Source organism: Pseudomonas sp. MWU13-2862, from assembly GCF_023242495.1.
Classification (GTDB): Bacteria; Pseudomonadota; Gammaproteobacteria; order Pseudomonadales; family Pseudomonadaceae; genus Aquipseudomonas; species Aquipseudomonas gingeri_D.
The window spans coordinates 336,323-348,244 of the sequence record NZ_JALMEZ010000007.1 but is presented as its reverse complement, the minus strand read 5'-3'; the positions used below and the strand labels follow the sequence as shown (position 1 = coordinate 348,244).

Genomic DNA, 11,922 nt, shown 5'->3' with positions numbered 1-11,922 from the left:
TGAAACGATCACGGTGGCGGCACAATTGCCGTCAGTTTCACTCTAGCCATGATTGGCGATTGTGCGACGTGACCTGATCATCGGTATCGGCTCAAACATGGGCGCGCCAATACACGAGGGATCAATCCGCTATGGCTTGCCGGCCACCTTGGCCGTGACCGGCACGCCCTGCTGGCGAATCGAGCGTTGGGTCTGCAGCACGCGCTCCAGCGCCTGCTCGGCTTTGCGGTCCTGCATCGGCGCATGGATGGCGGCCGAGACCAGGCTGATCAGCTTGGCCATGACTTCGGCATCCGTGGCCGGGCGCCCCAGGCTCATGGCCTGCATCAGGAAACGCAGCTCGGTCCCGGCAATCACCCCGGAAATCGCCTTGAGGGCGAATTGCAGGCGCACCCCGACTTCATTGCGCGGCATATCCGGCAGCGCCAGGGCAAAGGCCTTGAAGAAACGCTCGAAAACCGGCTGGTAATGCTCCTTGAGGTACTCCTGGATAAAGGGTGAGGTATCGCTGTAGACCCGCCCCAGAAAACGAATGAAGGAGCGGCTTTCATCACCATCGCCGCTGCGTTCCAGGCCCATGGCCGGGGCGAACAGAACCCCCAGCAGGGTCTCGCAGTCCAGCGGGCCGTCCGCCTGTTCCTCGCATTTGGCCAACAGTTCCAGGCGCTGCTCGTTGAGCGGCCCGAGGCGCTGCATGAGCAAGGCGGTCATCAGGGAATCCTTGTCCCCGAAGTGATAGTTCACCGCGGCCAGGTTGACCTGGGCGCGCTCCGTGATCTGGCGCAATAACACGGCGTCGTAGCCGTATTTGATAAACAGTGCCTCCGTGGCATCCAGTAGTCGGGTCTTGGTGACATTCGGGGCACTGAGTTTCTTTGCGACCATATGTGAGGAGCCTTTGCGGGGTGAAAATTTGACCGGATGAACAGTGTTTTAAAAATAAATTTGATTTTTTATACCCGTGAAAACCTTTGAAAGCAAGCCTCTACGCCGGGTACCGTGTCTTATCGGGTGTTTGAAAACCATTCTATTTGGGTTCAAAAAGACACAGTTGGAGGCAACTGTGTCCAGGCTGTCCCTCGTGAGCAAGGCTAGTGCCTGCACTCGTCGCGGCCGGCTTGACCGACCAATAAAATGTATCCAGTTGTCACAAAGCCCTGCCTGAAATGTCTTGGCCTTCCTTGAACCCGGCGGCTGGCGTCGCCCCAAGATCACGGTTACTATTCAAACAATTATTTGAAACAATAAAATAAACCTTGTGCTTGTCCCTGCCCCGAGAACCGCCTGAGCGTCCCACAAAGCGCCCGGGACGGAGGCTCCTGCCGGGTCAAGCCGGCCGGCGCGATCAGCGATGACAGACACGATTGCTCACGAAGGCTTCATCTCCCTGCAGGGCATCGCCAAGCGTTATCGCCTCGCCGAGCAAACCCTCACCATTCTCGACAATGTCTCGCTGTCCATCGAGGCCGGTGAAAGCTGTGCCATTCTCGGCGCTTCCGGTTCGGGCAAAAGCACCCTGCTCAATATCCTCGGGTTGCTCGACCTGCCCGACAGCGGCCACTATCGTTTTGCCGGCCATGACATCTTCCACTCCAGCCCCGACCAGTTGGCGGCGATCCGCAACCGGCAGATCGGCTTCGTCTTCCAGAGTTTCAACCTGCTGGCGCGCCTCAGCGCCCTGGACAATGTCGCCCTGCCCCTGAGTTATCGCGGTGTCCCCCGTGGCGAGTCACTGACCCGGGCCATGGCCATGCTCGAACAGGTCGGCCTGGAGGCGCGCGCGCACCATCGCCCCGCCGACCTCTCCGGCGGCCAGCGCCAACGGGTGGCGATTGCCCGGGCGCTGGTGGGGGAACCTTCGGTGATCCTCGCCGACGAACCCACCGGCAACCTCGACAGCAGCACCGCCCGGGAAATCATGGACCTGTTGCTGGAGCTCAATCGCGTCCGCCAGGTCACGCTGATCATCGTCACCCACGACCCGCAGATCGCCCAACGCCTGGGGCGGCAGATCCGGGTGCACAACGGCGTGATACGCGAGGCCTGCCCGGCATGAGCGTGCAGGTCGAACAAAGTGCCAGCCAGTTGCTCCACGAGGCCTTTGTCAGCCTGAGGACCTTGGGTAAACGCTCGCTCCTGGCCTTGCTGGGGATTGTCATCGGCAGTTCATCGGTGATCGCCCTGATCAATATCGGCCACAACGCGGCCCAGGAAGCCTCGGCGATCTTCAAGGACATGGGCACCGATACGTTGTCGGTGCAGTTTCCCGGCAATGCCGATGTACGCACGTCGATGCCGGCGACCCTCGATGTGTCGTCGTTGAACACGGCGTTGCCAGGCCTGCTGGAGATCGCCCCGATCACCCTGTCCAGCGCCGCGGTGGTGTTTCACGGCCGGGCCAGCAACGCCAATCTGGTGGGCAGCACCGCCCAGTTGATGGGGGCCATGCGCCTGCAACTGGATGAAGGACGCTTTATCTCCGACTTCGATCACGGCGAAACCTATGTCGTGGTCGGGCACAAGATCGCCCAGGCCTTGAGCAAACCCGGCGACCCGCTGCGCCTGGGCGAACGCATCCGCATCAATGACTACCTGTTCCAGGTGATCGGCATCGCCCGCAGCCAACCGCCGGCCATCCTGATTCCGGTGCAGGCCGACGACTCGCTGTTTCTCCCCCTTGAAGGCCTGGGGCGAATCATGAGCGACCCGCAGATCAGCAATCTCATCGTGCGGGTGGCCCCCGGCCAGGACACCAATCAAGTCGCCGATGCCCTGACCCAGGCCTTGAAACAGCGCCTCAGGGGCCGCCAGGTCGAGGTCCAGGTACCGCAACAGATGATTGACGGCATGACCCGGCAAAGCCGGACCTTCGGCTACCTGCTGATGGCCCTGGGCGGCATCTCCCTGGTCGGCGGCGGTGTCGGGGTGATGAATGTGATGCTGATGAACGTCTCCGAGCGCCGCCGGGAAATCGGTGTGCGCATGGCGCTGGGGGCGCGGCGCAAGGATATCCGTAACCTGTTTCTGCTGGAGGCGGTCAGCCTGACCGCCGTCGGTGCGTTCTGCGGTGCGCTGCTCGGCATGGCCGCGGCCTACCTGTATGCACGGATATCCGCCTGGCAATTCTCCCTGGCGGTGCTGTCGCTGCCATTGGGGGTCGGGAGTACCCTGCTGGTGGGCCTGTTTTTCGGCCTTTACCCGGCGATTTCAGCATCACGACTGCAACCGGTGGAGGCCCTGCGCGATGAATAGACCCCGGCCATGGATGGCTCTGCTGCTCTGCCTGTCGGGCTGCCCGGCGCTGGCCGCCGACGCTCTGGTCGGCCAGCCGTCAGCTCCAAGCCTGCGCAACAATCAGGCCCGTGGCGTATTGTTGAGCCAGCAGAATACCGACCTGACCCTGGGGGACGCGGTGTACCTGGGTCTGCGCAACAACCGCAGCATTCGCAGCGCCTACCTGCAACGGATCGCGCAGAAGTTCGACCTGCGGGTTTCCGAAGATGTGTTCAATCCCAAGCTGTTGCTCAGCGGCACCTATCAAGCGAACCGGGGTTCCAAGGACAGCTCGCGCAATACCACCCTTTCGCCGACCACCAGCCTGCTCAGCGAGTACGGCACCCGCCTGAGCATGGCCTGGACCCAACAACTGACCAATGCCGATGTCGCCGGTCGTTATCGCAGCGACGGCCTCGACCTGGCAATTATCCAGCCCCTGCTGAGGGGGGCCGGCTGGGATGTGACCACCGCCCCACTGCGGGTGGCGCGGATCGCCGAGCAGGTCAACCGCCTTAGCCTCAAGTCCAACGTCGCGCAGACCATCAGCGACATTATCACCGCCTACCGGGAAGTGCTCAGGTCCCAGGAACAACTGACCATTACCCAGGACGCGCTCAAGCGCGCCCGTGCCCTGCTGGATGTGAACAAGGCGCTGATCGCCGCGGGTCGCATGGCCGAGTTCGAAATCGTCCAGACCGAAGCCGATATCGCCACCCAGGAGCTGGGCGTCGAGGAAGCCCGCAACCAGGTGGATATCAATCGCCTGTCGCTATTGCGCCTGCTGGCCCTCGACCTGTCCACGCCGATCCACGCCACCGAGGCGCTGGAAGCCAACCGGGTCAACATCGACAAGCAGGACGCCTTTCGCGTGGCCCAGGTCCAGCAGCCGGACTACCTGGCGTCCTTGCTCGGCAGCCAGCAGGCCGACCTGAACCTGGTGATCGCCAAGGACCAGAGCCGTTGGGATGTGTCGCTGATCGCCGGGGCCAACCAGATTCGCGATCGCACCGACAATGACCTCGGCAACGTCGGCAGCCGCCGTTGGGACAGCTACGCCGGCGTGCAGGTGCAGATCCCCATCGGCGACCTCAGTACCCGCCAGGCCGAAGTGCATGCCCGGATCGATGTCGAGAATCAGCAGATCACGCTCGCCGATGCCAAGCAAGCGCTGGAGCGCAGCGTCAATGACGTGGTGCGCGACCTCGGCACCCGCTGGCGGCAATACGAGATCGCCCAGCGCGCCGTCGACCTTTCACGGCGCAAGCTGGATATCGAGCGGGAAAAGCTCAGTGCCGGGCGCTCCAGCAACTTTCAGGTCCTGAGCTATGAAGGCGACCTGCGTAACGCCGAAAACGCCCGACTCAATGCCCTGATTGCCTATTTGAACGCCCAGACCCAGTTGGATCTGACCCTGGGCATGACTCTGGAGAGCTGGGACATTGCGCTCAATGACTACTGACACAACGACCCGCCGCAAACGCTGGTTGCAAGGCGGCGCACTGGGCCTGGTGGTCGTCGTCGCCGCCACGGTGATCGGCTATCGCGCCCCGGCTGCCGATCCGCCGAAGAACGGCCAGTGGATCCCGGTGCAGACCGCGCCGCTGGTCCACCAGATCGGCCTGGTGGGCAAGATCGAGCCGCAGAAAACCATCACCCTTACCGCGCCCTTCGACGGAAATGTGCGCGCCGTGCTGGTGGAACAGGGACAGCGGGTCGAGTCCGGGCAGACACTGGTGCAGATGGACCCGGCGCTGCTGGAAATCCAGCTGCGCGACGCCTTGTCCGCCCAGCTCAAGGCACGCCGCGCCGTCCAGGAGTTGCAGGACTGGAACAACAGCCAGCAGGTGGCCCGCGCCCGGCGCTCGCTCAGGGCGGTGGAAATGTCCGTCGGCAACAACGAGCGCAAGCTGCGCGAAAGCCAGACCCTGCTCCAGCGCGGCATCATCGCCCGTGGCGAGCTGGACGATCTGCAGCAGCAACTGCAAACCCAGCGCCTGGATCTGGCGGCGGCCCAGGGTGATCTGCAACAGGCCCTGGACCAGGGCAAGGGCGAATATCGCCAGATCGCCGATATGGAATTGACCAATACCACGGTCAAGTACGAAGCCTTGCGCACCCTGCTTGAGGGAAAGAATGTGTTGGCACCGTTTGCCGGTATCGTCGTGCCGGCTCCGGGGGTGTCCGGCCCGCAAGGCTCGACAGCCAGCAGCGCCGGGCCGGTGCAGAACGGCAGCCGGGTCACCCAGGGGCAGGTCTTGTTCGGCCTGGCCAATATCGAGCAGTTGAAGATCGTCAGCAAGGTCTCTGAGCTGGACATCAACCAACTGCATCAAGGTCAGAGCGTCGAGATCCTGGGAGACGGTTTCGACGGTGTGCGCCTCGACGGCGCCGTCGATATCGTCAGCAGCCTGGCGCTGCCCAGCGATGCGCCCGGCGGCGGCGCACAGTTCCCGGTGACGCTCTCGGTGCCGAAACTGAGCAAGGAGCAGTTGCAAAGGGTCCGGCTGGGCATGAGTGCCCGGCTGACCATCATCACCTACCGCAACGAGCAGGCGATCGTGCTGCCGCCCGCGGCGCTCCAGCATGTCGATAACGGCCTTGAGGTGGAATACCGCGAGGCGGTGGGTCAGCCGGTCAAGCGCGTGGCGGTCACCACCGGCCAGGCGACACCGGAAGGCGTCGAGGTGTTCGGTTTACAACCCGGGTTTGTGCGGCTGTTGGAGTGACGTGCTGACGACGGAGGGCAATGGGCAACATGGGTTAAAACGTCCCGTTCTTCCCGATGAAGCTTCCTGTTGCTCAAGGGCGTTTTACCTACAAGAAGAGCGGCTTTCTAGAAAGCTCCTACGTATATATACGTAAATATGACGGCTATTAAAATCCGCTCATAACTAGCACCCGGCTGAGCCTGCTTTAGACTAAAAAGGTCGAGCTTTTTACCCTCTGTTCTCCTTACGCAGTGCGCCTATTCTGTAGAGAACCCGTCATGTCCAATGAAGATTGCGACCCATTACCGCCCGCCGCCATCAAGGCGAACACCCGGGGCACTCTCGGGCCAGGTCCCGGCAACGGTGCTGCGCCGAACTCGGGGCCCCCTTTGAGCAAGTTGATGGCACTGCGCGATGCCTTGGTCGCACTCAAGGGACCGTTGTACGACGAGCCCGGCTTTCGGCAAGTGATTGAAAGCGTGCTGCTTAACAATGAGGTCCATGAGCGGGTATTGGGCAAGCGGGTTGGCGGCTTCAGCTCGCCCCTACCGCTGCAACGGCGCTTTGAGATCTACCCCCAGGGCCTGGGCGAAAGCCTTGACCAGCGGGCTGCGCGTCGTGTTGTGGCGCAGGATCAGATTGAAGGGAGTGCAATAGCTGACCCGCTCCGGCATCAAGGCCCGCAATAAGCCTTTGGCCACCAACGGGGCGGCATAGTGCTGCGGCAGGAAGCCAAGAAAACGCCCGGTCTGGACCAGCATCGCCACAGCCTCCACCTGGGACGCCGAGGCGGAAAAGCTGTCGTAGGTGACAAAGTCGAGTTTGTCGCGATGGATGGCATAACGGTGGTTGACGAACGGGTACTCACGCAGCACTTCGACACTGCTGAGCGCGTCTTCCGAGTCGAACAGCGGGTGTCCGACACCACAGTAAACCTCGGCCCGCTCCTCATAGAGCGTGAAATAATCAAACTCTTCTCTTTTTTGATAAACCGGTACTATCCCCGCAATATAACGACCTTCTACAACCCCTCGCTCCACTTCATCCAACTGTGCCGCGTGCAGGCGAAATCTTACTTTCGGTGACTCATCGTGAATCTTGCGCAGCGCGGCAACTAACGGAGAATTAAGGTCGGAAATAGTATTGTCCACGACGCCTACACTCAAGTCGCCGATCAGTTCGTTCTGGGCCGAACTAAGTCGGTCGCGAAAGTTGTCGACCGAGGCAAACAAATCAATTGATGCCTGGTACACCAGACTGCCCTCTTCGGTCAGGCAAAAACCCTCTCGTCCACGGGTACACAGGCGCATGCCAATGCGGATTTCCAAGTCGGAAATCTGCTTGCTGATGGCGGCCAGCCCCACATTCAGCTCATTCTGAGCCGCGCTGAAGCCCCCGGCCTCGACCACCGCCTTGAACACTTTGAGTAATTTGAAGTCCAGTCCACTGAGTGCCAAGGGCGCTCGCTGTCCAGGTTTCGGCGCCGGGTTTCCAGAATTGGAAAGCTGGGTTTCCATCATGCTTATTGACCTCGAACCACATATTCAACAGGCTTAGCTCCACAAGAAAAACGTCGCCGGTCGATAATAATGAACACAGAAAACCAGGCTTGGCAACCACCGATATTTTTTGCAAATCAGCCACAAGTCGCTGATTGCAAGCGTTTAAAAGCCATTCTTTTGTACTTGTAGGTGTCCACGAGCGGCGTCTACAAGGATTCGTAATCTGCCCTCCTGATAGTGCATGACCCTGCCCCTCCCCGGACGGTTGGCGGCGGTCCTGTGTTGAATCGATCATTTGCTGGAGGAAAACAACAATGGCTCAAGCCACCGACCGTCTCTGGGGCGCCCGTTTCAAGAGCGGCCCATCCGCCGCCCTGGCCGCCCTCTCCCGCTGCCCGGATGGTTATTTCCGCCTCACCCCCTATGACCTCGCCGGTTCCCGGGCCCATGCCCACGAATTGCAGCGGGCCGGCCTGCTCGACGAGCAGGAAACCAAAAGCATGGTCGAGGCCCTGGACACCATCGGCGAGGATTTCCGCGCCGGCCGTGTCGCCCCGACCCTCGACGACGAGGACGTGCACACCTTTATCGAGCGCCTGCTGACCGAGCGCCTCGGCGCCCTGGGCGGCAAGCTGCGCGCCGGGCGTTCGCGCAACGACCAGACCGCCAATGACCTGCGCCTGTTCCTGCGTGACCATGTGCGCACCCTGGCGGTGGAAGTCCTGGCCCTGCAACAGGCGCTGGTCGACCAGGCCGAGCAACATGTGCAGAGCATCTGCCCCGGCTTCACCCACTTGCAGCAGGCCCAGCCGATCGTGTTCGCCCATCACCTGCTGGCCCACGCCCAGGCGATGTTGCGGGATGTCCAGCGACTGGTGGACTGGGATGCCCGTACTTCGCTGTCACCCTTGGGCGCGGCAGCCATGGCCGGCTCTGCCATCGCGCGCCAGCCGCAGCAATCGGCGCGGGAAATGGGTTACAGCGGCGTCTGTGAAAACTCCATCGATGCAGTGGCCAGCCGTGACCATGTCGCCGAATTCCTGTTCGTCGCCAGCATGCTCGGGATCAATATCTCGCGCCTGGCCGAAGAGTTCTGCCTGTGGTCGTCCCGGCAGTTCCGCTGGGTGGTGCTGGACGATGCCTACGCCACCGGCAGTTCGATCATGCCGCAGAAGAAAAACCCGGATATCGCCGAGCTGGCGCGAGGCAAGGCCGGCCGCCTGATCGGCAACCTGACCGGGCTGCTGTCGACCCTCAAATCCTTGCCGCTGTCCTATAACCGTGACCTGAGCGAAGACAAGAACGGCGTGCTCGACAGCGTCGACACCCTGTTGCTGGTGCTGCCGGCCATGGCCGGGATGGTCGCGACCATGACCGTCAACGTCGAGGAATTGCGGCGCCAGGCGCCCCTGGGTTTCACCCTGGCCACCGAAGTCGCCGACTGGCTGGCGATGCGCGGCGTGCCGTTCAAGGAAGCCCATGAAATCACCGGCGCGCTGGTCAAGGCCTGCGAAGCCGGCGATCTGGAACTGTGGGAAGCGAGCCCGGCGTTGTTGGCCGAGATCGATCCACGCCTGACCCCGCAAGTGCGTGACTGCCTGACCCTGGAAGCCGCCATTGCCGCCCGCAGCGGTTGGGGCGGAACGGCGCCTGAGCAGGTTCGCGAGCAGATCGCCCGGTTGAAAGTCGCACTCGAAGCACAGCACCAATGGGCCGCCGAATACGCCGGCCTGCGTGTGTAGCAAGGCTTAGAAAACACCGCCCCCCTGTAGGAGCAGGGCTTGCCCGCGAAGCTTTTGGCGGCCTTGATGGCCCCTTCGCTGCGATGCGGCGGCCCGACAAGCCAGGCTTCTACAGGACGGTGTAACCAGAAACAACGGCGGCGCCCCGGCGCCGCATACGGAGAAACACCATGAGCCAATCCCAGGCAGAACGCTTGCTCGCTGAGCGCAAACTGGCCGAGAACCAGTTCGATATCACCCAGTACGAACACGTACCGCGGCGCTATTACGGACGTATTTTCTTCGCCACCCTGATCGTCGTCGCCCTGGTCGGGCTGGTCCGGGCCTTTGCCCAGGGCCAGATCGAATGGTCCTATATCGGCCAGTTCCTGACCGCCAAGGCGATTCTCACCGGGCTGCTGAACACCATTATCATGGCGATCCTGGCCATGGCCCTGGGCGTGGTATTCGGGGTGATCACGGCGATCATGCGCATGTCGGCCAACCCGATCCTGCGCTATGTGGCGATCACCTACACCTGGCTGTTCCGTGGCACGCCGCTGATCCTGCAACTGCTGCTGTGGTTCAACCTGGCGCTGATCTTCCCGACCATCGGGATTCCCGGAGTATTCCAGCTCGATACCGTCAGCCTGATGACGCCTTTTGTCGCCGCGCTGCTGGGCCTGTCGATCAACCAGGGCGCCTATACCGCCGAAGTAGTTCGCGCCGGCCTGCTGTCGGTGGACACCGGCCAGTATGAAGCCGCCAAGTCCATCGGCATGCCGCAACTGCAAGCCCTGCGCCGGATCATCCTGCCCCAGGCCATGCGCATCATCATCCCGCCAGTGGGCAACGAGTTTATCGGCATGGTCAAGATGACCAGCCTGGCGAGCGTGATCCAGTACTCGGAACTGCTCTACAACGCCCAGAACATCTACTACGCCAACGCCCGAGTCATGGAGCTGCTGATCGTCGCCGGGATCTGGTACCTGGTCGCCGTCACCGTGCTGTCCTTCGGCCAGAGTCGCCTGGAACGGCGTTTTGCCCGTGGCGCCGGCAAGCGCTCGTAAGTGTCCAGGAGAATTCGAACATGAGAAGCATCATCAAGGCTGTCGGCCTGAACAAATACTACGACTCGTTCCACGCCCTCAAGGACATCAATATCGAAGTCGAGCAAGGCGAAGTGCTGTGCATCATCGGTCCTTCGGGTTCCGGCAAGAGCACCCTGCTGCGCTGCGTCAACCAGTTGGAAAAGATCGACAAGGGTGGCTTGTGGGTCGACGGCGAACTGGTCGGTTACCGGATCGCCGGCAACAAGCTGCATGAACTCAATGAAGCGCAGATCGCCCGCCAGCGGCTGGCCACCGGCATGGTGTTCCAGCGCTTCAACCTGTTTCCGCACATGACCGTGCTGGAAAACATCATCGAAGGCCCGGTCCAGGTGCTCAAGCGTTCGCCCAAGGAGTCGGTCGAGGAAGCCCTTGAGTTACTGGCCCGGGTCGGCCTGGCGCACAAGCGCGACAGCTATCCCATCGAGCTGTCCGGTGGCCAGCAGCAACGGGTGGCCATCGCCCGGGCCCTGGCGATGCGGCCCAAGCTGATGCTGTTCGATGAACCCACTTCGGCACTCGACCCGGAATTGGTCGCAGAGGTGCTGTCGGTGATGCGCGACCTGGCGCAGACCGGCATGACCATGATCGTCGTCACCCATGAGCTGGGCTTCGCGCGCGAAGTCTCGAACCGCATGGTGTTCATGGATGGCGGCCAGATCGTGGAGGAAGGAAGCCCCGAAGAACTTCTAATAAGTCCACAAAACCCGCGCACCCAAAGCTTCATTTCTGCCGTTCGAACCTAGGTTCCCTGAGCCTTCACAACATTCATAAGAGAACGACCATGAAGAATTTCGTCATTCCCGCAGTACTCGCCGGCCTCATGGCTTCCAGCTTCACCTGGGCCGCCGAATTGCCCGCCAGCATCAAGGCCAAGGGCGAGATCGTCGCCGCGATCATGCCCAACTACCCGCCGATGGACTTCAAGGACCCGGCCAGCAACGAGCTCACCGGTGTCGACTTCGACCTGGGCAACGCCCTGGCGCAGCATATGGGCGTGAAAATGAAGTGGCAGGAAACCTCCTTCGAACAGATGATCAACGCCCTGACCACCAAGCGCGTGGACATCGTGCTCTCGGGCATGACCGACACCGCCGAGCGCCAGAAAGCCGTGGACTTCGTCGATTACTTCACCAGTGGTTCGCAGTTCTACACCCTGGAGAAGAACAAGGACATCAACGAGATGACCGATATCTGCGGCAAGACCGCCGGTACCAGCCGTCGCACCACCTTCCCGGCGGAAATCGCTGCCTGGAGCAGCGCACACTGCCCGGCTGACAAACAGATCAAGGTGATCGGCACCGAAGGTTCGGCCGACGCCCGCGCACAGCTGCGCCAGAGCCGTATCAACGTCGCCGTGCAAGGCAGCGAGACCCTGCCGTACCTCGCGAACCAGGAGAAAAACACCTTCAAGATCATCGGCACGCCGATGGTGGTGCAGTTCACCGGGATTGGCGTGAGCAAGGAAAACCAGGAACTGCGGGACGCTATCCAGGCGGCCCTGCAAAGCATGATCGCCGACGGCAGCTACCAGGCCATCCTGAAGAAATGGGACCTGTCGGTGGGTGCCGTCGATAACATCGCCGTGAACAAGGGCCAGTAAACA

10 protein-coding genes and 1 pseudogene are annotated in these 11,922 nt (G+C 61.7%); 9 read left to right on the top strand and 2 right to left on the bottom strand.

The features are described from left to right. Nucleotides 1-129: 129 nt before the first annotated feature. Nucleotides 130-885 (bottom strand): TetR/AcrR family transcriptional regulator, encoded by a 756-nt coding sequence (locus tag M5C56_RS15315; protein ID WP_103494101.1) that lies wholly within the window; start codon nt 883-885, stop codon nt 130-132. Between the two features lie 466 nt (nt 886-1,351). Here M5C56_RS15315 and M5C56_RS15310 point away from each other — a divergent pair, with 466 nt between their 5' ends. The 5 genes and pseudogenes from M5C56_RS15310 to M5C56_RS15290 form a co-directional block, all read left to right on the top strand. Then, on the top strand, nt 1,352-2,056 hold the full coding sequence (locus M5C56_RS15310) for an ABC transporter ATP-binding protein (protein WP_103494100.1): 705 nt from the start codon (nt 1,352-1,354) through the stop codon (nt 2,054-2,056). After that, a complete protein-coding gene (locus tag M5C56_RS15305; RefSeq protein WP_103494099.1) occupies nt 2,053-3,252 on the top strand; it encodes an ABC transporter permease in 1,200 nt (399 codons plus the stop codon). Before M5C56_RS15310 ends, M5C56_RS15305 begins: the two co-directional genes overlap by 4 nt. Further along, on the top strand, nt 3,245-4,735 hold the full coding sequence (locus M5C56_RS15300) for a TolC family protein (RefSeq protein WP_103494098.1): 1,491 nt from the start codon (nt 3,245-3,247) through the stop codon (nt 4,733-4,735). The genes M5C56_RS15305 and M5C56_RS15300 overlap by 8 nt, the downstream gene beginning before the upstream one ends. Further along, entirely contained in the window at nt 4,725-6,002 is a 1,278-nt protein-coding gene (locus M5C56_RS15295) for an HlyD family efflux transporter periplasmic adaptor subunit (RefSeq protein ID WP_103494097.1), read from the top strand. The genes M5C56_RS15300 and M5C56_RS15295 overlap by 11 nt, the downstream gene beginning before the upstream one ends. A gap of 365 nt (nt 6,003-6,367) precedes the next feature. Next, nucleotides 6,368-6,505, top strand: a pseudogene (locus M5C56_RS15290) (type VI secretion system contractile sheath small subunit); the annotation flags it as partial. 24 nt (nt 6,506-6,529) lie between these two features. Here M5C56_RS15290 and M5C56_RS15285 read toward each other — a convergent pair. Continuing rightward, nucleotides 6,530-7,501 carry a LysR family transcriptional regulator gene (locus tag M5C56_RS15285; protein ID WP_103494141.1) on the bottom strand — a complete coding sequence of 324 codons (972 nt, stop codon included), beginning with the start codon at nt 7,499-7,501 and terminating at the stop codon, nt 6,530-6,532. Nucleotides 7,502-7,800: 299 nt separating this feature from the next. On the opposite strand from M5C56_RS15285, the gene argH reads away from it, so the two are divergent. The 4 genes from argH to M5C56_RS15265 all read left to right on the top strand — a co-directional run bounded on the left by argH (nt 7,801) and on the right by M5C56_RS15265 (nt 11,919). After that, on the top strand, nt 7,801-9,228 hold the full coding sequence (argH, locus tag M5C56_RS15280; RefSeq protein WP_103494096.1) for an argininosuccinate lyase: 1,428 nt from the start codon (nt 7,801-7,803) through the stop codon (nt 9,226-9,228). A gap of 170 nt (nt 9,229-9,398) precedes the next feature. Next, nucleotides 9,399-10,277 (top strand): amino acid ABC transporter permease, encoded by an 879-nt coding sequence (locus M5C56_RS15275; protein WP_100943153.1) that lies wholly within the window; start codon nt 9,399-9,401, stop codon nt 10,275-10,277. 20 nt (nt 10,278-10,297) lie between these two features. Beyond that, the gene (locus M5C56_RS15270; RefSeq protein WP_103494095.1) at nt 10,298-11,062 is read left to right on the top strand and encodes an amino acid ABC transporter ATP-binding protein; all 765 of its coding nucleotides are present in this window, start codon (nt 10,298-10,300) and stop codon (nt 11,060-11,062) included. A gap of 38 nt (nt 11,063-11,100) precedes the next feature. Continuing rightward, entirely contained in the window at nt 11,101-11,919 is an 819-nt protein-coding gene (locus M5C56_RS15265; RefSeq protein ID WP_103494094.1) for an ABC transporter substrate-binding protein, read from the top strand. Nucleotides 11,920-11,922 lie beyond the last annotated feature (3 nt).

Bases quoted from the DNA above. Each gene is read 5' to 3' on its own strand.
- M5C56_RS15315 (WP_103494101.1), bottom strand. From the start codon at position 885: ATGGTCGCAAAGAAACTCAGTGCCCCGAATGTCACCAAGACCCGACTA.
- M5C56_RS15265 (WP_103494094.1), top strand. From the start codon at position 11,101: ATGAAGAATTTCGTCATTCCCGCAGTACTCGCCGGCCTCATGGCTTCC.
- M5C56_RS15285 (WP_103494141.1), bottom strand. From the start codon at position 7,501: ATGGAAACCCAGCTTTCCAATTCTGGAAACCCGGCGCCGAAACCTGGA.
- M5C56_RS15295 (WP_103494097.1), top strand. From the start codon at position 4,725: ATGACTACTGACACAACGACCCGCCGCAAACGCTGGTTGCAAGGCGGC.
- M5C56_RS15270 (WP_103494095.1), top strand. From the start codon at position 10,298: ATGAGAAGCATCATCAAGGCTGTCGGCCTGAACAAATACTACGACTCG.
- M5C56_RS15305 (WP_103494099.1), top strand. From the start codon at position 2,053: ATGAGCGTGCAGGTCGAACAAAGTGCCAGCCAGTTGCTCCACGAGGCC.
- M5C56_RS15300 (WP_103494098.1), top strand. From the start codon at position 3,245: ATGAATAGACCCCGGCCATGGATGGCTCTGCTGCTCTGCCTGTCGGGC.
- argH (WP_103494096.1), top strand. From the start codon at position 7,801: ATGGCTCAAGCCACCGACCGTCTCTGGGGCGCCCGTTTCAAGAGCGGC.
- M5C56_RS15310 (WP_103494100.1), top strand. From the start codon at position 1,352: ATGACAGACACGATTGCTCACGAAGGCTTCATCTCCCTGCAGGGCATC.
- M5C56_RS15275 (WP_100943153.1), top strand. From the start codon at position 9,399: ATGAGCCAATCCCAGGCAGAACGCTTGCTCGCTGAGCGCAAACTGGCC.